A 22794-nucleotide genomic window follows, 5' to 3' on the forward strand; every position below is an offset into this window, starting at 1 on the left:
ATCAAGGCCCACTGGGCATCGGTAAGCAACTGAAACCGCGACATACCCCAAGCCTCACGCACAACACCCGAAACCATTGTCAGACACGCCCTAGGCCGACACGCCGCGGTCGGGAGGAATTGTGGCGACCCTGGAGTCAAGGGTCGTAACGACCTCGGCATCAAACAAAAGCGTTAATTGGAGCGGGGACGTGTTCGGCTGTCAGATCGACAGCGGCGGCGAGGGGGAGCTTGATGACGTCAGTCAACCTGATCAACGATTCGTGCAGACCATCCGCGGGGATCGATCGTTGCTCCAGGAGCGGGAGGTTGCGACCGGAGATTGCCTCCGCCACCAAACACCCCTGTCACGGGTTTCGCCGCGCGTGGGCGGCGTTGCGCTTCGACGAGCGCCGTGAGGTCAACAAGAAGATCCACCGGCTCTGGCGCGAGGAGGGCCTGCAGGTCAAGATCGTGTCCTCGCGCAAGCGGGCCGGCGTCTCGTCGGTGCCACCGATCGTGGCTGACGCACCCAACGTGGTGTGGGCCATCGACTTCCAGTTCGACTCCACCATCGAAGGCAAGGCCATCAAGATCGCCTCGATGATCGACGAACACACCCGAGAATCGCTGCTGAACCTCGTGGAGCGCTCGATTACCGGCGAGGCACTTGTTGCCGAGCTGACCAAGGTCTTCGCCGCGCACGGCGGCCCACCGAGTGTGCTGCGAATGGACAACGGACCGGAGATGGTTTCTCAAGCGCTGCAACAGTTCTGCGAGAACAAGACCGGGTTGGTCTACATCCCGCCGGGCTGCCCGTGGGACAACGGCCACATCGAATCGTTCAACAACCGCCTGCGGAAAGAGTGCCTCAACCGCAACTACTGAAACACCTTGTTCGAGGCGCACGTGGTCATCGGTGACTTCAAGACCGACCACAACACCCGGCACCGCCACTCGGCCCTGGGCTACCGCACGCCGGACGAGTACGCTGCAGCCTGCCGATGCACCCACACCCCGGTGGCCTGCAGCATCAACTGAGAACGGATCAAACCAACCCGACTCTAGAACCGGGTGGACTCAGTATCGGGGACTCGCCAGGATCATCATCGCCGCGATGAACCGCGAATAGGCGGCGACCATCACCAGGACCGGAAACGATCGCGGCGCCCCAGCGTGATCGGGCACCAGGGCGCCGGGGAACCACAGGTCGCACTGCACCTGCTCGCCGGGCAGATGCACCAGCCGGTCGGCCGGGGCGTACTCGGGACGGATCCGGGCGACGTTCTCGGCGAACCAGGAATGCCCGCCGGTCCGACCGACCCGCTGCGCTAGGACCGTAGACGGCATCGTCGGGTACTGACCCAGCAGCACCCGCACCGCCAGCTCGATCTGCGCCCACGCCGACGTCGTCGACGCTGGGCGTCCATAGCGTGGTGGCGCCTCGGCCTTGATCGCCTTAGCCACAGTGTTCCGCGACAGCGACAACCGTCGCGCGATCGCAGCCTGCGACAAGTTCTCCGACCGATACAGCCGGCGAATCTCCGCCCAATCCTCCACAGTGATCACTCTCCAATCAGAAGGGTGCTCACTTTTCGACCGGAACTACCTGCTCACTTTTCGACCGGAGCCGACAAGCGCAATCCGGCCGCGGGTATCCGATTGTCCAAAGTCCAGGGCAACGATCCGCGACCGCCGACCCATGAGGAGCTTTGGCGGCACGCGGGACGGTTTGACGGAGCCAGGGACCGGCTGCTGGTGCTGGTCGCCGGTTATTGCGGGCTGCGGTGGGGGGAGCTTGCGGCACTGCGATGGTCCGAGGTCGATCTGCAGAACAGGACCCTGCGTGTCGTTCGCGCGTATTCAGAGGAGGCGCCCCGAGGCGAGTTGTCGCCGGTCAAGAATCACCAGGCGCGCACTGTGCCGATCCCCGCGATTGTGTCGGTCGAGCTCGCGGACTACAACCTCCAGTGCAACGCTGATGGATTGGTCTTTCCTTCCGTAGCAGGCACACCTCTGCGGAACCGTAATTGGCGACGCGACGTCTTCGATCCCGCGATCGAGGCGCTTGGGCTGGAAATCACTCCGCATAATTTGCGCGACACCGCCGCATCGCTGGCCATCCAAGAAGGTGCATCCGTCGTCGCGGTCGCGCGCCTTCTTGGCCACGAGTCAGCGGCGACGACGCTGAACCACTATGCAGGCCTGTTTCCGACAGACCTGGACGACATCGCTTCCCGACTCGACGCCGCCGCACGATTGACCATCGCTAGCCAACTTGCATCATCTGATGCCAAACAATCGCCGACCATGCACCGACCGAAAGAAACTGATACCGGTAGGCGAATGGGAGGAAACCATCGCTCACCTGCGAAAAACAGTGGTGCCCCCGGCAGGATTCGAACCTGCGACACCGGCTTTAGGAGAGCCGTGCTCTATCCCCTGAGCTACGAGGGCGGACGGGCCGAGCTTACCGGGCGCCGCGGCCGGCGCGGGCATCAGCGCAGCTCAGCGATCACCTTCGCGAACGCATCCAGGTTGTTGTCCTGCACGGTAAAGGACGTCAGTCCGTACACGTCGCGGTATTCGCACAGCCTGTCGGCCATTTCCCGGGGTGACCCGCTCAGCACCGACGGCATCGACATCAGCTCCTCGTCGGACATGTCCGGCTCGTAGCGGCGCGTCATCTTCAGGTCGGGGTAGGTTTCGCCCTCCGGTGGCATAGCCGTGATGACCATGTTCAGCTCGAGGCGGTCGAACCCGTCGCCCGCCGCGGTCCGGACGAAGTCGACGCGCTCGGCCAGCGGGTCGTCGACGGCCCGCGCCCGGGCGCCGGTCAGCCCGATGATGTCGGCCTGCCGGGCCGCCAGGGTCAACACCCGGTCGCCGTTGCCGGCGACGAGGATCGGCACCGTGGGGTGGTGTTGCTTGAGGTAGGCGGTCATGTGCTCGAGATGGTCGACGCGCGCTCCGGCGCTGGGGTAGGGCAGCTCGGCGGCCTCGAATTCCTCCTTGACATAGCCGGTTCCGAGCCCGACCTCGAGCCGGCCATCGCTGAGCACGTCGAGCGCTTGGCAGTCCCTGCTCAGCAGGGCCGGCTTGTAGAACGCGGCGTTGAGGACATACATGCTCAGGCGAATCCTGGACGTCACCATCGCGACCGCGGTGAGTGTCGGGAACGGCGCCGCCGCGCCGAGGTGGTCTGGCACGCAAAGGATGTCGTAGCCGAGATCCTCGGCGCGCTTCACCTTCTCGACCAGCGCGGTGCGGGACTTGAAGAAGCGCATGCTCAGCCCGAAGCGAAAATCCTTGGCCACCAACAACCTCCGATCAGAAGACAACTAGTTACCAACTGCTGGCCGCGTCCGCCAGCCCCCGGACCAGCGCGCTGGTGACCGGTGACAAACCGTCCGCTCCGGGAACCGGGCTGCGCGGGCTGATCCCCCTGACCCGAACCGACAACTCCAGCTGGGCGCCCCCGTCGCGCGCCCGGTTGACCGGGTTGCGTGGATGCAGCCCGCGCAGTTCGGGCGGAATGTCGTCCAGGTCAGTGACGACCTGATAGCCGGTCAGGTGGATGTGCCGGGCCAGGTGGGCGGCCAGGGCGCGGTTGCGTCCGCCGGCCAGCAGCTGCGTGCTGCGCCCGATGCGGCCATAGCCATGCAAGGACACCACCACGTCCACGTGCTCGAGAAACTCGGCGAGCCGCGGGGATTCGGCGGGGTCGAACAGGCTCGACGGCAGGTGATGCGGGTAACGGTCGGGGTGGCGCACCGCATACACCGAGGCGCCCGCGGCCTCGGCGGCGCGTTCGGCGATGACGTCGGTCATCTCCTCGAGGCCGCCGCCGTGAATGGCGAGGAAGCCGAACCGTGACCGCAGGTGGCTCACCTCGCGGACGCCGGGCTCGTTCAGCAACTCCGAAAGTGATTGTGGCCCCGGCCCAGGCGCCGAGGTCGGGCGCGGCCAGCGCGCCGGGTCCCATCGGCGGAGGAACTCGATCCAGCGTTGCGGCAGCCCGTGGTGCGCGGCGCCGTCGATGATCCGGGGTAGGTATCCGGGTCGCGGTGGCCCGGGGGTCACCCGGTGGTCGATGTACACCCAGGCCGGCGCCGGCCCTTCGTCGGTGTGCACGGTCAACCGGTCGCGCCGGTAGCGGACCGGCACGCCCTCGGCGCTGTCCAGTGTCGCCAGGTCGCCGTCGGAGATCTGCCACAGCACGCCGTGCACCTGGGTTCCGGCGAACGGTTCCACCGTCGCCACACCGCGCTCGTTGATCAGCCAGTCGTGATCCGACAGCACCGCCGGCCGCGGGTCGGCGGCGTCGGGGCAGCGCAGCGCCATCTGACTGGCGCATAGGTTCGAGCCGTATGCGAAGTAGGGGTGCCGGCCGGCCGGCATTCAGCCGGTCACTGTGAGCCAGATGAGCACCATGTTAAGCAGACTAATCAATATGCCGACCGCCCAGCCAGCAACCGTCGTGACGGGGTGGTTGGTGTCGCCGCCCATGAGCCCGCGGTCGCTGGTCAGCTTGACCAACGGGAGCACCGCGAAGGGTATGCCGAAGGAGAGCACCACCTGGGAAAGCACCAAGGTGCGGGTGGGGTCGACGCCGAGCGCGAGGATCACCAGGGCCGGGCAGAGGGTGATCAGGCGGCGCAGCAGCATGGGGACCGACCGGTGCAACAGCCCCCGCATGATCATGGCGCCGGCATACGAGCCCACCGACGACGACGCCAGGCCGGACGCGAGCAGTCCGATCGCGAAGAGCACCGCGATCGTCGTCCCCAGCGTGTCGTGGATCGCCGCGTACGCGCCGTCGATGGTGGCGGTGACGCCCTGGTTCTGCAGATTGATCGCGGCGACCAGCAGCATGGCGGCGTTCACCGTCCCCGCGACGGCCATGGCCAGCGCGACGTCCAGCCGCGTGACCCGGAGGAGCAGGCGCCGATGGTGCCCCTCGGCCGGGTGGCCGTGCCTGTCGAGCACCAGGCCGGAGTGCAGGTACACCGCGTGCGGCATCACCGTCGCGCCGAGGATCGCGGCGGCCAGCAGCACGCTTTCGGTGCCGTGGAACCGCGGCACCAGCCCGCTCAGCACCGCCCCGGTTGGCGCGGTCTTGACGAAAAAGCTCGCCGCGAAACCGATCGCGATCACGAGCAGCAAGCCCGTGATGACGCGCTCGAAGATGATCTGCCCGCGGCGATCCTGGATGGCCAGCAGGAGCAGGGACACCGCGCCGGTGACGAGCCCGCCGAGCAGCAGGGGGAGGCCGAACAGGATGCGCAGGGCGATGGCCCCACCGACGATTTCGGCCATGTCGGTGGCGATCGCCACGAGTTCGGCCTGGGCCCAGTAGGTCAGGCGCCAGGGCCGGCTCATCCGTTTGCCGATCGCGGCGGGCAACGAGCGCCCCGTCACGAGGCCGAGCTTCGCCGACAGGTATTGCACCAGGCCCGCCAGCAAGTTGGCGACCACGATGACCCACAGCAGCAGGTAGCCGAATTGCGACCCGGAGCTGACATTGGCCGCGACGTTCCCCGGGTCGACGTAGGCGATGGCGGCGACGAACGCGGGACCGAGCAGATACCAGCTCTCCCTGAGCGATCCCCTCGTGCCCTGCGCCAACGTTTCGACCCTTTATTCCAGCTACCGAATAAGAAAGTGAGGGTAGTCGAACTATTCCGGGCCACCGCTGCTCGGGGCCTGAGCGCGCCGGATTACTCGGGAAGGTAGAGCCCGTTGCCGGTGATCAGGGGCAGGTCGAGCGTGGTGACTATGCCCGGGGCCGCGGCCACCACGGCCGGGATCGCGTTGACGACACGCATCGCCGTGGCGACGAGTCCGGCGTGGTTGTGGTCGCCCTTGCGGCTGCGCAGGCAGACGTCCATGGCGTAGGACGGTTCACCGGTGATCTCGATGCGGTACGAGCCGCCCGGCTGCGCCGGCTGCGGCCAGTCGGGGCAGAGGTCGTCCCGCAGCCGGGTGACGTGTTCGAGAACGACCACGGGATCACCCTTGACCATGCCGAACACCTCGAACCGCAAGGCGGCGGCGGTGCCCTTGGCGATGTGGCCCGACGCGATGTCGAAGTCCTCGGGTGCGGGCTCGCGCACGTACACCTCGGCGACCTCATCCAGCGATATGCCGAGGCCGGCCGCGAGTTGCCGCACGACCGAGCCCCACGCCATGCTCAGTACTCCCGTCTGCAACAGGATCGGGATCTCGCCCAGGGGTTTGCCGAACCCCATCACGTCGAACATCACGGTGGCGCTGTCGTAGGTGGCGTAGTCGACGATCTCCATGCACCGGATCTGCTGGATGTTCTGACAGGTCCCGGCCAACGCCAGCGGCAGCAGGTCGTTGGCGAAGCCCGGGTCGATGCCGTTCACGTAGAGGCTTGAATTTCCTTCGCGCGCCGCGTCTTCGAGTGGAGCGATGAGCTCCTCGGGGATCACCCGCCACGGGTACTGCAGGAAGACCGGCCCGCTGCCGACGATGTTGACGCCGGCGGCCAGGACGCGCCGGTAGTCCTCGAGCGCCTCGGGGAGCCGGTTGTCGGCCATCGCCGTGTAGACGGCGCACTGCGGCCCGCTGGCCAGTACCGCGTCGAGGTCGGTGCTGGCCCGCACACCGGTCGCGTCCGCGAATCCGGCGAGCTCGGCCGCGTCCTTGCCGGCCTTGGCCTCCGAGGACACCCAGACGCCGGTGAGTTCGAAGGCCGGGTTGGTGATGAGGGACCTGAGCGCGTGGACGCCGACGTTGCCGGTGCCCAGTTGGACGACGGGGATTGCCATGACGGCCTCCTTGAGGGTCGGATCAAAGGCGCGAGCAGACGCAAAAGCCCCTCGACACGCCGTGATCGCGGGGTTTTTGCGTCTGCTCGCAGGTCATTGGGGATTTACAGGTCGGGGACGGGGATGTCGAGGTTGGGGTAGGTGAGGCCCCCATCGACCTCGAGCGTCTTGCCGGTGAGGAAGTTGCCCGCCGGGGACGCCAAATACACTGCGGCGGCGGCGATGTCGACGGGATCGCCGAGTCGGCGCAGTGGGGTCGCCTTCTCCATCGGGGTCCGCAGTTCGTCGTTGGACGCCACCAAATCGAGCGCTGAGGTCAGGATGGAGCCCGGCGCGATCGCGTTGACGCGGACGCGGGGGCACAGGTCCAGGGCCGTCAGGCGCGTGTAATGGGACAGCGCAGCCTTGGCGGTGCCGTATGCGGCGAAACCCCGGCCGGCCAGCCGTCCCATGGTCGAGGTGATGTTGATGATGCTGCCACCACCGGAGTGCTCGAGCATCAGCGGCACCGCCGCGACGGTCAGCGCGTGCGCGGTGGCGACGTTGAAGGTGAACGCGTCCTTGAGGTCCTTGGTCGAGGTGGTCAGCAACGTGTTGGGCATGGTGCCGCCGACGTTGTTGACCACGATGTCGAGCTTGCCGAACGCCTCGACGGCCTGACCGGCCAGCTGCGCGGTCGACTCGGGATGCGCCAGGTCGGCGGCAACGACGTGCGCCCGGCGACCCGCGGCGCGGACCTGCTCGGCGACGGCTTCTAGTTGAGATTCGGTCCGCGACGCGATCAGGACGTCGGCGCCCGCCTCGGCGAACGCCTGTGCGATGGCCGCCCCGAGGCCGCGACCGCCACCTGTGATGACGGCGACTTTGCCGTCGAGACGGAACCTGTCAAGGATCATTACGCCCTCTCTTCGTTGAGTGTCAGCCGTCACGTTAGCAAGCCGGTGTGCCGGGAATCGCGACAATTCTGGAACAGGTTCTAGTTGCTGGGTCTCGCATCCGGTTCGCGCTCAGCGCGCTCGAACTCCCGTTTGATGGGCGGCGGCCGTCACCGTCAGCGCCGTCTCGGCAACACTTATTCGCCCAACGTTAACCTTGTTACTGTTAGCTTCTTGGCTGCGAGAGACGGCTGTTGGCAGGCCGCAGCCATGGGCGGCGGCGTCAGTTATCCCTAATGTTAGGAACTGAATTGAAATTCAACCGAATTGGCGCCGCGCTGAGTGTGATGGCCACAGGTGCGCTGGTGTTGTCGGGTTGTGGAAGTGACAACAACGCGTCCGGCGGCGGAAACGCCACCACCGGTTCGTCGGCGAGCAAGGTCAGTTGCGGCGGCAAGAAGACGCTCAAGGCCAGCGGGTCGACGGCGCAGGCCAACGCGATGACCCGCTTCGTCAAGGCGTTCGAGCAGGCCTGCTCCGGCCAGACTCTGAACTACACCGCCAATGGCTCCGGCGCCGGCATCAGTGAATTCAACGGCAACCAAACGGACTTCGGCGGGTCGGACTCGCCCCTGGCGCAGAATGAATACGCCGCGGCCCAGCAGCGCTGCGGCTCCCCGGCCTGGAACCTGCCGGTGGTGTTCGGCCCCATCGCGATCACCTACAACGTCAAGGGTCTGACGTCGCTCAGCCTGGACGGGCCCAGCGCGGCCAAGATCTTCAACGGCGCGATCACCACCTGGAACGACCCCGCGATCCAGGCGCTGAATTCGGGCGTCAGCCTGCCCGCGGAGCCCATCCACGTGGTGTTCCGCAACGATCAGTCCGGGACCACAGACAACTTCCAGCACTACCTCGACGCCGCCTCCAACGGGGCGTGGGGCAAGGGCGCCGGAAAGACCTTCAACGGCGGCGTCGGTGAGGGCGCCAAGGGCAACGACGGCACGTCGGCCGCGATCAAGGCCACCGAGGGATCGATCACCTACAACGAGTGGTCATTCGCGAAGGCCCAGAACCTGAACATGGCCAAGATCATCACTGCGGCCGGCCCGGACGCCGTCGCGATCAGCGCCGACTCGGTCGGCAAGACGATTTCCGGCGCGACCGTCAGCGGGCAGGGCAACGATCTGGTCCTCGACACCAACTCGTTCTACAAGCCGACGCAGCCGGGCTCATACCCAATTGTGTTGGCCACCTACGAGATCGTCTGCTCGAAGTACCCGGACGCCCAGGTCGGCACGGCCGTCAAGGCGTTCCTGCAGAGCACGATCGGCGCCGGCCAGGATGGCTTGTCGGACAACGGATACATCCCGATTCCCGATTCGTTCAAGTCGCGCCTGTCGACTTCGGTCAACGCGATCACGTGATCTGAGGTGGTCTTGACCCGAGGAACGGCAATCAGCCCGTCGAGCACGAAGCGATCCGGGCTGAAGGCGGCGCTTGCGCGCGCATCGGGGCGCGGCGACCGGCTGTTCAAATTCCTTGCCGCCGCCGCCGGTTCGACCATCATCATCGCCATCCTGTTGATCGCGGTGTTCCTGTTGATCCGGGCCGTTCCGTCGCTGCGGGCCAACCACGCCAACTTCTTCACCAGCACCGAATTCAATACCACCAGCGCGACGAAGCTGGCGTTCGGCATTCGCGACCTGTTCATGGTGACGGTGTTGAGTTCGCTGAGCGCGTTGCTGCTGGCGGTTCCCGTCGCGGTCGGGATCGCGATATTCCTCACCCAATACGCGCCCAAACGGCTGGCCCGACCGTTCGCCGCCATGGTGGACCTGCTGGCCGCCGTGCCGTCGATCATTTTCGGGTTGTGGGGAATCTTTGTGCTCGCCCCCCGGATCGAGCCGGTCGCGGAGTTCCTGAACCGAAATCTCGGCTGGTTCTTCCTGTTCAAGAAGGGCAATGTGTCACTGGCCGGCGGCGGCACGATCTTCACCGCCGCGATCGTGTTGTCGGTGATGATCCTGCCGATCATCACGTCGGTATCGCGCGAGGTCTTCCGGCAGACCCCGCACATTCAGATGGAAGCCGCGCAGGCGCTGGGTGCCACCAAGTGGGAGGTGGTGCGGATGACCGTGCTGCCGTTCGGTCGTAGCGGTGTGATCGCGGCCTCGATGCTGGGGTTGGGGCGCGCGCTGGGCGAAACCGTGGCGGTGCTGATCATCTTGCGGTCGGCCGCGCGCGCCGGCAGTTGGTCGCTGTTCGACGGCGGCTACACGTTCGCCTCGAAAATCGCCTCGGCCGCTTCCGAATTCAGCGAACCGCTGCCCACGGGGGCGTACATCTCGGCGGGCTTCGCGCTGTTCGTCCTGACGTTCGTCGTCAACGCGCTGGCCCGCGCGATCGCGGGCGGAAAGGTCAACGCATGACCGTTGACACGCTTGATCGGCCCGTCAAGGCGGGGGCGTTCAGCCCCGTCAGCGTCCGGCGGCGGATCAAGAACAACGCCGCGACGATGTTCTTCCTCGGGTCGTTCCTGGTGGCTCTGGTCCCGCTGGTGTGGGTGCTCTCGGTGGTGATCACCCGCGGGTGGTACGGCGTCACCCGGTCGGGGTGGTGGACGCATTCGCTGCGGGGAGTGCTCCCGGAGCAGTTCGCCGGCGGCGTGTATCACGCGCTGTACGGGACGGTCGTCCAGGCCGGGGCGGCCGCCCTGCTCTCGGTGCCGCTGGGGTTGATGACGGCGGTCTTCTTGGTGGAATACGGCTCGGGCCGGCTGGTGCGCGTGACCACCTTCATGGTCGACGTGCTCGCCGGCGTGCCCTCAATTGTCGCGGCGCTGTTCATCTTCAGTCTCTGGATCGCGACGATGGGGTTCCAGCAGAGCTCGTTCGCCGTCTCGCTGGCGCTGGTTCTGCTGATGCTGCCGGTGGTGGTCCGCTCGACCGAGGAGATGCTCAGGCTTGTCCCGGATGATTTGCGGGAGGCGAGCTACGCCCTCGGCGTCTCGAAATGGAAGACCATCGTGCGGATCGTCTTCCCCATCGCGATGCCCGGCATCGTGTCCGGAATCTTGTTGGCGGTCGCGCGGGTGATAGGCGAGACCGCTCCGGTGCTGGTTCTGGTCGGCTACAGCCGCTCGATCAACACCGACATCTTCCAGGGCAACATGGCCTCACTGCCGTTGCTGATCTACACCGAACTGACCAACCCCGAGCACGCCGGCTATCTGCGGATCTGGGGCGCGGCACTGACCCTGATCATCCTCGTCGCGGTGATCAACCTGACCGCCGCGGTCTTCCGGGTCGTCTCCAACCGCCGGCGCTGAAATGCCTCAGGACTTGGCCGCCGCCTTCGAAGGGGCCTTCTTGGCCGCCGCTTTCTTCGCGGGCGCCTTCTTCGCCGGGGCGTGGCCGTCGCGGGAGCGGGCCCGCACGCTGGCCTCCAGCTTGGCCAGCAGGTCCGAAACGTCCTCGGTCTCGTCGAGTTCCTGCGGTTGCTCTTCGGTGGTGAACGCTTCGCCGCCTTCGAGCTTGGCCTCGATCAGCTCTTGCAACTGTTCCTGGTAGGTGTCGTGGTAGCGGTCGGGGTTGAACTCTTCGGCCATCGACTCCACCACCTGCCCGGCCATCTTCAGCTCGGCGGGCTTGATCTCGACCTCTTTGTCCAGCACGGGGAAGTCGGGATCGCGAATCTCGTCGGGCCACAACAGGGTGTGCACCATCATCACGTCGCGCTTGCCGAAGTCCTTGACGCGCAACGCGGCCAGCCGGGTCTTGTTGCGCAGTGTGAAGTGCACGATCGCGACGCGGTCGGTTTCGGCGAGCGTCTTCGCCAGCAGCACATAGGATTTCGATGACTTGGAGTCCGGCTCCAGGAAGTAGCTGCGGTCGAACAGCATCGGGTCGACCTCGCTGGCCGGCACGAACTCCAGCACCTCGATCTCCCGGCTGCGCTCCTCGGGCAAGCTCGAGATGTCGTCGTCGGTGATGATCACCATCTGGCCGTCGTCGGATTCGAAGGCCCGGGCGATGTCCCGGTATTCCACGACCTCGCCGTCAACCTCGCAGATCCGTTGATAGCGGATGCGACCGTTGTCTTTGGCGTGCACCTGATGGAACTTGATGTCATGGTCCTGAGTCGCGCTGTACACCTTGACCGGGACGTTGACCAGCCCGAACGCGATCGAGCCCTTCCAGATGGAGCGCATGTAAGTCAGTATGCCCGCAGCGCCGCTGGCAAAACAGCATGACGGGTCCGTGAGCTGGGGTTCGACGGTATCCGGGCAGCTGCGGTGGCCAGGTTCTCGCCGGCGACAGGCTTAGCCGAAACGCTCGGCAACTAAAGCGCCGGTAGTCGAACGCTACATGGATCCGCCCGGGATGGAAGCGGATTCGGCCCGCAGGGCGGCTCGATCGGGCAGGTCGGCGCCGGCGCGCCCGACGGTGACGGCGGACACCAGCCCCGCCGCCTCCAGGGCCGCGGTCAACTCGTCGAGTCGGATCCGGGCTAGGGCGGCGCGGCGGTCGCCGCCCAGCAGGCCCATCTCCCACAACGCGTCGAGCAGGCCGACCATGAACGCGTCGCCGGCGCCGATGGTGTCGACCACACGGACCGGACGGGCGGTCACCTGCACCTCGCCCGCGGCGCAAAACGCGCGCGAACCGTGCTCGCCCATGGTCACGGCGACGATGGCGGGACCCGACGCCAACCACGCACGCGCCGTTTGCTCCGGTGCGTGGGCGGGGGCGATCCAGCGCAGGTCCTCGTCGCTGACCTTGACGACGTCGCTGCGCTTGACCAGGCGCAGGATGCGTTCGCGGGCCATAGTCGGGTCGGCGATCAACGACGGGCGCACGTTCGGGTCCAGAGTCACCGTGGCCGATGTCCGATAGATGTCGAGCAGCGCCGCGACCGCCACGCATCCGGGCTCGAGCACCGCGGCGATGGAGCCGGTGTGCACAAACAGGGGCGGGGGGACGTCGGGCGTTCCCGACAGTTGCCAGTCGAGATCGAAGGCGTAGGTGGCGGATCCGTCACCGGCGATGGTTGCCGTCGCGGTCGGCGTCCGGGCCGCCGTCATGCTGCCCGAAACAAGTTGCGCGTCAGCTGCTTTGACGTAGTCCGCGATACGCCGGCCGGCCGCATCGTCGCCGATGTGGGTCAACAAGTCGACCCCGCGCCCCAACCGGCCGAGTCCGACCGCGATGTTGAGCGGGCTGCCGCCGACGTACTCGTCGTTGCCGACGATGTCGATCAGCGACTCGCCGATCACCAGGCCGCGGGTCATCGCACCAATGCCTCCAGCGTCGCCCGGGCGCCCTTGCGGTGCAAGGAATCCAGCGCCCAGCGGTATGCCTCGACGAACCGTGGCTGGTGGGCCAGATCGCAGAACAACGCGGTCACCTCGATGAAGGCGGTGGGATTCTGGTGTTGTGACCGGGCGATCGGGATGAGCGAATCGGCGAGCTGATCCACCACCTCGTACGGATTGCCCCATTCGTCGATTCCCTCGGCGTAGCGAGCCCAACTGGCCACCACCGCGGCCGCCAGTCGTACCGGCCCGTCGTTCGCCAGGTTGTCGCAGATCACGGGATACAGCCATTTGGGGATGCGATCCGACGAGTAGGCGCAGAGCCGGACGACGGTGTCGCGCACGGCCGGGTTGGCGAACCGCTCGACCAGTGTGCGGGCGTAGTCGTGCAGGTCGATGCCCGGCACCGGGGGCAGCGTGGGAATGGCCTCGTTGTCGAAGTAGGACAGCAGGAATTCGGCGAAGAGGGGGTCGCGCGCCGCCTCGTGCACGAACTGGAATCCGCACAGGTGGGCGAAGTAGGCCAGGCACTGATGCCCCGCGTTGAGCAACCGCAGCTTCATCAGCTCGTAGGGGCGTACGTCGTCCACGAGCAGGACCCCCGCCTGCTCGAGCGGCGGCCGACCATCGGCGAAGTCGTCTTCGATCACCCAGGCGCTGAACGGCTCGGCCACCACCGGCCACCGGTCGTCGACGCCGAAGTCGCGCCGCACTTCCGCGGCCATCGCCAAAGTCGTTGCCGGAGTGATGCGGTCGACCATCGAACTGGGGAACCGGGCGTGTTCGGCGACCCACCGGGCCAATCCGGGATCGCCGCGTTCGGCGGCGGCGAGCACCGTGCGCCTGGCGACCTCGCCGTTGTTCTCGATGTTGTCGCAGGAGACGATCGTCGGCGCTTGGATCCCGCGGTCGCGCCGGCGCGCGAGCGCCTCGGTGATCAACGTGAACGCCGGCCCCTCGGGATCGCGGTACCCGCCTTCGGTGATGGTCAGCGAGATGATCCGGGTGGACGCCGCGGCCAGCACCTCCAACGCAGAGCCGGGGTCGTCCGGGGCGTAGCGGTAGTCGACGATCGAGCCGATCACCTGTGCGTCCCGGGTGCCGTTGGGGTTCTCCAGGATCAGTGTGTACAGCCCGTCCTGACCGTCGAGGACGTCGCGCATCGTCCAGTCGGCGGGCATCACCCCCACGCCGCAAATGCCCCAGTCGCGCGCCAGGCCCTGTTGCATCAACAGGTTGATGTACGCGGCCTGATGCGCCCGGTGGAAATGGCCGGCGCCGATATGCGCGATACCGACGGTGACGCCGCCCCTGTCGTAGTTCGGGGCCTCGATCGGCAGCTGGGAAAGCGTCGCATTGCTCAGCTTGATTGCGCTGGCCATCGTTGGCCACCTCCTCCCCGGGGCACAGCCCGGATCGCTTGTGCGCTCGCCTGTGTCCTACGCGGGAGTCCCCCCGGCCGGCACGGCCGACGACAGCAAGACGTCAGTAAGGGCACGCCACGAGTCGGTTATCGCGATCGCCCCGGCATCGATCAAATCCGCTCGGCGGGAGCCTCGTTCGTCTGGTAGCACGAACATCAGGTTACCCACGGTCGCGTAGCCGGCGGCGACCGCCGAACTCACCCCGGCGACGGAGTCTTCGATCGCCAGCCCTTGCTCTGTCGCGACGCCCATCGCCTGGCCGCAATGCAGATACACCGCCGGATCGGGTTTGCTGGTGGGCACCGGAAGTGAGTCCTCCGCGCTGAAGGTCACGGCCTCCGGTATCAGCGCGTCGATGCCGGTGGCGGCGAAGCAGGCACGCAGGCGCTTGGTGGCGCTGGAGCTGACGGCCGCGAGCGCGTAGCGGGGCGCGAGGGCTTGCAGGGGTTCGAGGACCCGTGGATCGGGGGTCAGGGTGACCGCGAGGTGGGCGGTGACCCGTTCGCGCTCTTCGCGCACCCACCGCTCGAGTTCGTCCGCGGATAATGCGTTGCCGCTTGCCAGCTCGTCGGTTGAGGCGACCGCCGCTCCGGGAAGGCCGCGCGCCAAGGTCGGCTCGAGGGGTAGGCGGCACTGAACCGCCAGGTCGAGAGCCGTGGTGCGGAAGTTCTTCCCGACGGCTCGCTTACGGAGTTCTTCCGAGCTGAGCGGAGCGGTCACGCCGAACCGGGCCAGGAAACGATTCGTCACCTCGGTCGACGCCTCGAACGCCGGTCGCTCCGAGGCGAACAGGTTGTCGTCGGCGTCACAGAGCAGAGTCGTGATCGGGTCCGCGTCGAACGCGCGCACAAAGGTCAGCCCCCGCAATTCATCGCTCATCGTGACACCAACTCCCGCTCGTCGTTGCGCATGGCGTCGCGCAGCGTGGGTGCCACACCGCGCGTGTCGATCTGCGCGATCATGTCGCCGAGGCGCTGCGCAAAACCGGGCACCGCCCTCAGCTCGGCGAACATCGCATGCCTCAGCAGCGGATCCGGCGCGTTGCCTCCCATGTTGGCCAACTTAGCGACCGGAATCGCCTGCGAGTCTTCCAGGCGCAGCTTGCGTCCCTCGAGGTCGTGGCCGCGCATGTAGCGGGCCCACCCGGCGACCGCCAACATGAGCAACGTGTGCGGCCTGCGTTGGTAGATCGCCTCCTGAAGCGACGGGAGCACGAACGACGCGATCTTGCTCGTTCCCCGCCGCGCCAGCCGCGACAATTGGTCGCTCATCCGCGGGTTACCGAGCCGATCGAGCAAACTGGCGCGGTATTCCGGCGTGTTCATCCCCGGGACCGCCGGCAGCAGTGGCTGGATCTCGTCGCGAAGGAGCCCTTCGACGTAATCGAAGATGACGCGGTCCCGCATGGCTTCGTCGGTGCGCCGGTAACCGGCCAGCGTGGCCAGACACGCTAGGGCGATATGGGTTCCGTTGAGAAGACGCGTCTTGATCAGTTTGTGATCGCTGACGTCGGCGACGAATTCGGCACCGACCTCCTCGAGCGGCGGCCGCCCATCGCTGAACCAATCCTCGATCACCCATTGGCGATACGGCTCGGTCACGATGGGACATCTGTCGGCGACACCGAATGCCTGCTCGACGAATTCCCTTTCGGAATCCGACGTTTGCGGGGTGATGCGATCGACCATGGTCGACGGGAACGCGACATTCCTGTCGATCCAGCGGGCCAGGCCGGGGTCCTTTAAGGTTGCGAACGACACCAACGCGGTGCGCGCCGGCCGGGAGTCGCCGGGGATGTTGTCGCAGCAGAGCACCGTGAACGGCGGTACGCCCGCGCGGCGACGCCGATCCAGCGCGTCGGCCAGATATCCCCAGGCGGTGGCGTAATTGTCGGACGCGACGAGGTCGGCGCGCACGTCGGGGTGGTTGGCGTCGAACTCATCGGTGACCGGGTCGAGGAAGTACCCGTTACCGGTGATCGTCAGGCTGACGACGCGGGTCTGCGGGTCCGCCAGGGCGGCGCGGACCGCCGTGCTGTCGTTGGGCGCGTAGTGAACGGAGCCGATGGAGCCGACTACGCGGGCGGCCTGGCGGTCGTGTCCGCGCTGCACCACGGTGTACAGCCCATCCTGCGCCGACAGCAGGTCTTTGGCGGTCGGGGAGTGGAGACTGACGCCGGTAACGCCCCAACGATCCGAAATACCCGAGCGGGCAAGGTCGTCGAAGTAGACGGCCTGATGCGCGCGGTGAAAGTTGCCCGCGCCGATGTGAACGACACCGCGGTGGAGGGCCGATCTCTCGTACGTGGGTACGGCGATTCGCCGGGAGTGTAGTCGGAGGGTGGCATTGCTGAGGGGGACGCCACATTCTGGACGCCTGGACAAAATGCGCATCTGCCTTCGGTGCCCGGTCAACCGGCGCCTCTAACCCCTTCGTGGTTGACGTCACATAAATTTACGTTTGAGACATAATCACTGGTGGGAACCGATATGCGCTGCTCAAACGCGTAAGTTGAGAACATGGCGCCAACGGTGAAGCTCACCAATAGCGACAAGGTGCTGTACCCGGCGACGGGCACCACCAAGGGTGACGTCTTCGACTACTACACCCGCATCGCCGCGGTGATGATCCCGCACATCGCCGGGCGTGCGGCGACCCGAAAACGGTGGCCGAACGGCGTCGAGCAAGACGCCTTCTTCGAAAAGCAATTGGCTTCGTCGGCGCCGGACTGGTTGCCGCGGGCCAGCGTGACCCATCGCTCGGGGACCACGACCTACCCGATCATCGACACCCCCCAGGCGCTGCGGTGGATCGCCCAGCAGGCCGCGCTCGAGGTCCATGTGCCGCAGTGGCGGTTTGTCCGCGAGTGGACCCGCAGCCACGCCGAGGAACTCAAGCCCGGACCGGCGACCCGGCTGGTGTTCGACCTGGACCCCGGCGAGGGCGTGACCATGCCCCAGCTGTGTGAGGTCGCGCACGCGGTCCGCGAACTCATCACCGGCATGGGGCTGAGCACCTACCCGCTCACCAGCGGCAGCAAAGGCCTGCACCTCTACACCCCGCTCGAGGAGCCGGTGAGCAGCAGCGGCGCCACGGTATTGGCCAAACGCATTGCGCAGCAACTCGAGAAGTCGATGCCGAAGCTGGTGACATCGACAATGGCCAAGAGCCTGCGGGCGGGAAAGATCTTCCTGGACTGGAGCCAGAACAACGGGTCGAAGACCACCATCGCGCCCTACTCGATGCGCGGCCGCGAGCAGCCGACGGTCGCCGCGCCACGCACCTGGGAAGAACTCCGGGACCCGAACTTGCGGCAGTTGCGTTACGACGAGGTCCTCGAGAGGGTCGGGCGCGACGGCGACCTGCTGGCGTCGCTGGACCCGGACGCGCCGGTTCCCGACCGGCTGAGCAAATACCGCAGCATGCGCGACGCGTCGAAGACCCCCGAACCGGTGCCGGCGGCGAGACCCGCTGCCGGCCAGGGCAATTCGTTCGTCATCCAGGAGCATCACGCCCGCCGGCTGCATTACGACTTCCGGCTGGAGCGCGACGGAGTGCTGGTGTCGTGGGCGGTGCCGAAGAATCTGCCCGAGACCACGTCGGTGAACCACCTCGCGGTGCATACCGAGGACCATCCGCTGGAGTACGGCTCGTTCGAGGGATTGATCCCGAAGGGGGAATACGGCGCCGGGAAGGTGATCATCTGGGACTCGGGCACCTACGACGCCGAGAAGTTTCACGACGACGAGGTCATCGTCAGGCTGCATGGGCGCAGGATTTCCGGGCGCTACGCGTTGATTCAGACCAACGGCAACCAGTGGCTGGCGCACCGGATGAAGGACCAACACATCTTCGACTTCGAAGAGATCAAACCCATGCTGGCGACGCACGGTTCAGTGTCGGCGCTGAAGGCGGGCCAGTGGGCCTTCGAGGGCAAGTGGGACGGTTATCGACTCCTGGCCGAGATCGATCACGGAGCGCTGCGACTGCGGTCGCGCCGGGGGCGGGACGTGACCAACGAATATCCCCAATTCGCTTCGCTGGCAGCCGACCTCGTCGATCACCACGTGGTGCTCGACGGGGAGGCCGTCGTACTGGACGCATCGGGTGTGCCCAGCTTCCACGCGATGCAGAACCGCGGGCGCGGCAGCCACGTGGAGTTCTGGGCGTACGACCTGCTGTACCTGGACGGCCGATCGCTGTTACGGGCGAAGTATTCCGATCGGCGAAAGCTGTTGGAAACGCTTTCAGTTGGGACCAATCTCGTCGTTCCCGAGCTTTTGCCCGGCGACGGGAAGCAAGCGCTAGCGCACTCGAGCGAGCACGGCTGGGAGGGGGTGGTGGCCAAGCGGCGCGACTCCACCTATCAACCCGGCCGGAGATCCGCGTCGTGGATCAAGGACAAGCACTGGAACACGCAAGAAGTCGTGATCGGCGGCTGGAAGGCCGGGGAAGGGGGGCGCACCAGCGGCATCGGCTCGCTCCTGCTGGGCATCCCCGACGATGACGGGCTGCACTTCGCCGGGCGGGTCGGAACCGGCTTCACCGAGCGCGACCTGGCGAACCTGAAGAAGACGCTCGCGCCGCTACATACCGATCGATCGCCGTTCAGCCCGCCGCTGCCCAAAGCCGAGGCCAGGGGCGTCACGTACGTCGAGCCGGTGCTGGTCGGGGAGGTTCGCTACAGTGAGTGGACCCCCGATGGCCGGTTGCGCCAGTCGAGTTGGCGCGGGTTGCGCCCGGACAAGGAGCCGAAGGAGGTGGTGCGGGAATGAAATGGGTTGCGGCTGGAGACCATGGCTCAGGCCGAGTGGCTGGCCGAGCGGACCTGAGATGCGACACGCCGAACGTGGGCCGTGCGCACCGCGCGTGCGGCGGATCCGTCCATAGGCCACACGCTCGGCGCATCAGATCCTGACCGCCCGGACGAAGTTGATCGTCGTGGAGGGCACCTGGAGCTCGGCCTCGCCCAGCTCGGGCAGGCCGGCCGCGGCGAAGAGGTCGGTCAGCTGGTATTTCGTTGTCTCCCAGCCGTTGTCGTGCAGATGCGCGGCGACGTCGGTGTGTTCGCCGGGGTAGGCCAGGTTGGTGAGGTCCATGTCGAGTCCTTGCCGTCGCCACCCTTCGGTCATGAGGCGGGATTGTTCCTGAGCCTCCGGCGAAGTCCCCGTCACCGTTCCGTAGTCGGCGGCGAACCGGCTGCCCTCCGCGGACAGCGGGATGATCGAATCCAGCAGCCGAATCTCGGCCTCCGGCGGGAGCCATCCGATGAGCACGCCCTCCGCGAGCCACGCCGTGGGGTGGGTCGGATCGAAACCCGCTTCCTGCAGCGCGGCAGGCCAGTCGTCGCGCAGATCGATGCCCACCTCGCGAAGCTTCGCGGTGGGCGCCGCGCCTACTTCCGACATCGTGGCCGCCTTGAACGCGATCACCTCGGGCTGATCGATTTCGTAGACCGTCGTGCCGATCGGCCACCGCAGCCGATAGGCGCGGGAATCCAGCCCGGACGCCACAATCACCACCTGGAGCAACCCCGCCTGGCCGGCCACCGCGAGGTAGTCATCGAAATACCGGGCGCGGGCCGCGAACGTGTCGACCATCCGGTGAAACCCGACGCTCCGCTCGAGCTCGTCGGGATCGAGTTCGCCGCTGGCCAGCTTGGTGAACACGTCCAATCCGACGGCACGCACCAACGGTTCGGCGAAGTCATCGGTGACGACCGGCTGCGGACGCTTGCTCGCGGCGGCCCGGGCGGCGGCGACCATGGTGGCCGTCGCTCCCACGCTGCTGGCCAGGTCCCAACTGTCACCTTCGGTTCGTGCCATGGTTCTCCTTCGATGTGGCGGCCAAACCACGGTATGCCCCCTCTGCGAACATCGCGTCGCTTACGGTTTGTTCCATGCCCGCGGTTGAATTGGAAACGCTCGAGGGCGCCACCGCCCGCATCACCCTTAACCGCCCCGAGCGGCTCAACGCCATCGACGGATCCCTGATCGACGGCGTGGACGACGCGCTGGACGCGCTCGACAGGGGTGAGTTCCGGGCCGCGATCCTCACCGGCGCCGGCGAGCCGTGGATCGCGCCCCGACCGTCCACCCCGCCGTTCAAGGTCAACTACGACTCGCAGGTACGCCTGGCCAACTTGTTCACCCGCATCTACGAGTTGCCCATCCCGGTGATCGCCGCGGTCAACGGCGTCGCGGTGGGCACCGGCGGCGCTCGAGCTGGCTGGTTCGATCGCCGAGAACAACGCATATGGCCTGTGGCAGAAGAAGATTGGGCTCAACGCGGCGCTGGACGCATCCAGTCTGCGCCATGCTATCGAACTGGAGAACCGCACCCAGATCCTCAGCGGCTTCACCAACAACCCGGCCGAGGCCGCCATGGCGCACCGCGAGAAGCGGGCCCCGAAGTGGGATCCCCTGTGACGGCGCCCCGCGCCCCTAGAGTTTCGCGATCACGTGCTCGGCGAACATTTCCAGGTTGCGGATCTTGGTTTCCAGCGGCTCGGTGTCGGGTCCCTTGATGTAGGGGATGCGGAAGCCGACGATGACGTCCGTGACGCCCTTGTCCTCGAGTCGCTTGATGCCATCCAGGGTGTAGGCGTCGGCCGAGATGACGTGAATCTCGAACGGACCGGTCCTGCCCTCTTCCTCGCGGTACTGCTTGAGCTTGGCGATGAGCGCGTCGAGCTCGTCGGGGTTGCCGCCACCGTGCATCCAGCCGTCGGCCCGGGCGGCGCGCCGCAGCGCCGCGTCGGCGTGTCCGCCGATGAGGATCGGGATCGGCTCGGTGGGCGCCGGCGTCATCTTGGTCTTCGGGATGTCGTAGAACTCGCCGTGGAACTCGAAATAGTCGCCGCTGGTGAGGCCGCGCAGGATCTCGATGCATTCGTCCATGCGCTTGCCACGCTTGGCGAAGGGCACACCCAGGAGCTCGTAGTCCTCGGGCCAGGGGCTGGTGCCCACTCCCAGCCCCAGCCGGTTGCCGATCAGCGCGGCCAGCGAACTGGCCTGCTTGGCTACCAACGCCGGGGGGCGGATGGGCAGTTTGAGGACGAAGAAGTTGAACCTCAGGTTGGACGTCACCGCGCCCAATGCCGCTGCGAGCACGAAGGTTTCGATGAACGGCTTGCCGTCGAGGAACTCCCGGTTGCCGTCCGGGGTATAGGGGTATTTCGAGTCCGATTCGAACGGGTAGGCGATGCTGTCGGCCAACGTCATAGCGTGGTAACCGGCCGCCTCGGCCGCCTTGGCCAGCGGGATGTAATACGAAAAGTCGGTCATCGCCTCCGCGTAGGTAAACCGCACGTTATCCGCCTTCCTGTTACCGCTGTCACACAACATTAGAACGTGTTCTAGTTTGGCGTGCGCTCGGGTCCGGCACAAGGCGCGGTCGACGGGTGCGGCTAGAGCTGGTTCTCGGGTCCGATGACCGCCCACACCGTCTTGCCCGACGAGGTGGGGGTGCTGCCCCAGGCGCGGGATAGGGCGTCGACGATCGCGAGGCCCGACACGTCGATGCCGCTCGTTGGCGGCGACAGGCGTACCGCGGGCGCGGTGTCGCCGTCGGACACGGCGATGGTGGCCGTCGCGCCGTCGGTCTCGACCCGGATCAGCGGGACGCTGCCGGTGTGCTCCAGCACGTTCTCCACGAACACGTTCACGACCACCAACGCGACCGGGACGAGCTTGGACTGCGACCAGTCGGTGAGCCACTCGCGGACCAGGCGGCGCGACTCGCGCAGGCTGGTGAGGTCGGCCGTCAGCACCGCGTCGGCATGCCGCACCGTGCGGCTCATGAGTCTGGCGAGCGCCTTCGTCGCCGCCTTCTCCGTCGAATACACCGGCATGAAGCAGACGACTTCGCTTCGGCTGATCGCCTCGCGGGTGCCTCGATTGCCGCAGACCAGCACGACGGGGACGTCGGGGTAGGGAAGCTGCCACCGGGCAGCCAGGAAGGCCGTCCAAGCCGCGTCGGCCGGCACCTTGAGCCCGGTGATGTTCACCATGACCGCCGACGGCTTTTCGATGGTGGCCTTCACGATGCTGTCCCGCAAGGCGGCGGAATTGGCGGTGTTCAGGACGCCCTCGACGGTGAGGACGGCGACCGACTTCTCCATCCGGCTGGCTACGGCAAGGGGGCGGGGCGACTCGGCTACGGCGCTCACGTCAGCGCCCCCTCTCGCTTAGGAGTTCATCTTCGCTGACCGTAGCCCGGAAGGCAGTCATCCGCGAGCGCGCATGTCCGGGTCGCGATCCGCCCATCCGCGTCCCTTCCCGCGTGACGGAATGGCGGCACGATGCCAGGCGCTTCGGCTCGATGGTGTCGTCCGGCTCCATGTCGCGCTCCCTCTAGTCCCCGCCCCGGCCACCTGAAATGGACCCGCCCCCCTCGGCGGCA

Annotated in this window: 19 protein-coding genes, 1 tRNA gene and 3 pseudogenes; 8 read left to right on the forward strand and 15 right to left on the reverse strand. The window is 66.7% G+C overall.

The genetic code is table 11. From position 1 onward, the window contains the following. Window positions 1-308 precede the first annotated feature (308 nt). Window positions 309-866: a DDE-type integrase/transposase/recombinase gene (locus tag SKC42_RS26320; RefSeq protein ID WP_330967175.1), complete on the forward strand. Its 558-nt coding sequence runs from the start codon at window positions 309-311 to the stop codon at window positions 864-866. 6 nt (window positions 867-872) lie between these two features. Beyond that, window positions 873-1019: a hypothetical protein gene (locus tag SKC42_RS26325; RefSeq protein ID WP_330967176.1), complete on the forward strand. Its 147-nt coding sequence runs from the start codon at window positions 873-875 to the stop codon at window positions 1017-1019. Window positions 1020-1079: 60 nt separating this feature from the next. On the opposite strand, the pseudogene SKC42_RS26330 reads toward SKC42_RS26325, so the two are convergent. Next, window positions 1080-1538 (reverse strand): annotated as a pseudogene (locus SKC42_RS26330) (IS21 family transposase); the annotation flags it as partial. Between the two features lie 24 nt (window positions 1539-1562). Here SKC42_RS26330 and SKC42_RS27890 point away from each other — a divergent pair. Then, window positions 1563-2168 (forward strand): annotated as a pseudogene (locus SKC42_RS27890) (tyrosine-type recombinase/integrase); the annotation flags it as partial. A gap of 191 nt (window positions 2169-2359) precedes the next feature. Here the strand turns inward: SKC42_RS27890 and SKC42_RS26335 are convergent. The 6 genes from SKC42_RS26335 to SKC42_RS26360 form a co-directional block, all read right to left on the reverse strand. Then, a tRNA-Arg gene (locus SKC42_RS26335) sits at window positions 2360-2435 on the reverse strand. A 41-nt stretch (window positions 2436-2476) separates the two neighbouring features. Beyond that, entirely contained in the window at window positions 2477-3301 is an 825-nt protein-coding gene (locus SKC42_RS26340; RefSeq protein ID WP_330967195.1) for an LLM class F420-dependent oxidoreductase, read from the reverse strand. A 22-nt stretch (window positions 3302-3323) separates the two neighbouring features. Further along, window positions 3324-4379 carry a poly-gamma-glutamate hydrolase family protein gene (locus SKC42_RS26345; RefSeq protein WP_330967177.1) on the reverse strand — a complete coding sequence of 352 codons (1056 nt, stop codon included), beginning with the start codon at window positions 4377-4379 and terminating at the stop codon, window positions 3324-3326. After that, on the reverse strand, window positions 4380-5606 hold the full coding sequence (locus SKC42_RS26350) for an Nramp family divalent metal transporter (protein ID WP_330967178.1): 1227 nt from the start codon (window positions 5604-5606) through the stop codon (window positions 4380-4382). It lies immediately after the preceding gene. Window positions 5607-5698: 92 nt separating this feature from the next. After that, window positions 5699-6775: an NAD(P)H-dependent amine dehydrogenase family protein gene (locus SKC42_RS26355; RefSeq protein ID WP_330967179.1), complete on the reverse strand. Its 1077-nt coding sequence runs from the start codon at window positions 6773-6775 to the stop codon at window positions 5699-5701. A gap of 104 nt (window positions 6776-6879) precedes the next feature. Further along, window positions 6880-7671 (reverse strand): SDR family oxidoreductase, encoded by a 792-nt coding sequence (locus SKC42_RS26360; RefSeq protein WP_330967180.1) that lies wholly within the window; start codon window positions 7669-7671, stop codon window positions 6880-6882. 290 nt (window positions 7672-7961) lie between these two features. Here SKC42_RS26360 and pstS point away from each other — a divergent pair, with 290 nt between their 5' ends. From pstS to pstA, 3 genes are read left to right on the forward strand one after another with little or no spacing between them, the layout of a single operon-like run. After that, on the forward strand, window positions 7962-9077 hold the full coding sequence (gene pstS / locus SKC42_RS26365; protein ID WP_330967181.1) for a phosphate ABC transporter substrate-binding protein PstS: 1116 nt from the start codon (window positions 7962-7964) through the stop codon (window positions 9075-9077). A 30-nt stretch (window positions 9078-9107) separates the two neighbouring features. Beyond that, on the forward strand, window positions 9108-10082 hold the full coding sequence (gene pstC / locus SKC42_RS26370) for a phosphate ABC transporter permease subunit PstC (protein WP_330967196.1): 975 nt from the start codon (window positions 9108-9110) through the stop codon (window positions 10080-10082). Next, complete coding sequence (pstA, locus tag SKC42_RS26375; RefSeq protein ID WP_330967182.1) at window positions 10079-10981, forward strand: phosphate ABC transporter permease PstA; 903 nt, start codon at window positions 10079-10081, stop codon at window positions 10979-10981. Before pstC ends, pstA begins: the two co-directional genes overlap by 4 nt. Window positions 10982-10987: 6 nt before the next feature. Here the strand turns inward: pstA and ku are convergent, their stop codons facing one another. From ku to SKC42_RS26400, 5 genes are all read right to left on the reverse strand, one after another. Further along, complete coding sequence (gene ku / locus SKC42_RS26380; protein WP_330967183.1) at window positions 10988-11863, reverse strand: non-homologous end joining protein Ku; 876 nt, start codon at window positions 11861-11863, stop codon at window positions 10988-10990. 153 nt (window positions 11864-12016) lie between these two features. Beyond that, window positions 12017-12943, reverse strand: coding sequence for a carbohydrate kinase family protein (locus SKC42_RS26385; RefSeq protein WP_330967184.1), 927 nt, complete (start codon window positions 12941-12943; stop codon window positions 12017-12019). Beyond that, complete coding sequence (locus tag SKC42_RS26390) at window positions 12940-14349, reverse strand: mannitol dehydrogenase family protein (protein WP_330967185.1); 1410 nt, start codon at window positions 14347-14349, stop codon at window positions 12940-12942. Before SKC42_RS26390 ends, SKC42_RS26385 begins: the two co-directional genes overlap by 4 nt. Window positions 14350-14406: 57 nt before the next feature. Then, window positions 14407-15270 (reverse strand): HAD family hydrolase, encoded by an 864-nt coding sequence (locus SKC42_RS26395; RefSeq protein ID WP_330967186.1) that lies wholly within the window; start codon window positions 15268-15270, stop codon window positions 14407-14409. After that, entirely contained in the window at window positions 15267-16784 is a 1518-nt protein-coding gene (locus SKC42_RS26400) for a mannitol dehydrogenase family protein (protein WP_330967187.1), read from the reverse strand. The genes SKC42_RS26395 and SKC42_RS26400 overlap by 4 nt, the downstream gene beginning before the upstream one ends. A 126-nt stretch (window positions 16785-16910) precedes the next feature. Here SKC42_RS26400 and SKC42_RS26405 point away from each other — a divergent pair, with 126 nt between their 5' ends. Next, a complete protein-coding gene (locus SKC42_RS26405; protein ID WP_330967188.1) occupies window positions 16911-19166 on the forward strand; it encodes an ATP-dependent DNA ligase in 2256 nt (751 codons plus the stop codon). A gap of 132 nt (window positions 19167-19298) precedes the next feature. Here SKC42_RS26405 and SKC42_RS26410 read toward each other — a convergent pair whose 3' ends face one another. Next, a complete protein-coding gene (locus tag SKC42_RS26410) occupies window positions 19299-20216 on the reverse strand; it encodes an SAM-dependent methyltransferase (protein ID WP_330967189.1) in 918 nt (305 codons plus the stop codon). A gap of 74 nt (window positions 20217-20290) precedes the next feature. On the opposite strand from SKC42_RS26410, the pseudogene SKC42_RS26415 reads away from it, so the two are divergent. Then, window positions 20291-20819, forward strand: a pseudogene (locus SKC42_RS26415) (enoyl-CoA hydratase/isomerase family protein). A 15-nt stretch (window positions 20820-20834) separates the two neighbouring features. On the opposite strand, the gene SKC42_RS26420 reads toward SKC42_RS26415, so the two are convergent. Together SKC42_RS26420 and SKC42_RS26425 are read right to left on the reverse strand one after the other, a co-directional pair. Then, window positions 20835-21701: a TIGR03619 family F420-dependent LLM class oxidoreductase gene (locus SKC42_RS26420; RefSeq protein WP_330967190.1), complete on the reverse strand. Its 867-nt coding sequence runs from the start codon at window positions 21699-21701 to the stop codon at window positions 20835-20837. 98 nt (window positions 21702-21799) lie between these two features. Next, window positions 21800-22513 carry an STAS domain-containing protein gene (locus SKC42_RS26425; RefSeq protein ID WP_330967197.1) on the reverse strand — a complete coding sequence of 238 codons (714 nt, stop codon included), beginning with the start codon at window positions 22511-22513 and terminating at the stop codon, window positions 21800-21802. Window positions 22514-22794 lie beyond the last annotated feature (281 nt).

It is taken from the genome of Mycobacterium sp. 050134 (assembly GCF_036409085.1).
Taxonomy (GTDB): domain Bacteria; phylum Actinomycetota; class Actinomycetes; order Mycobacteriales; family Mycobacteriaceae; genus Mycobacterium.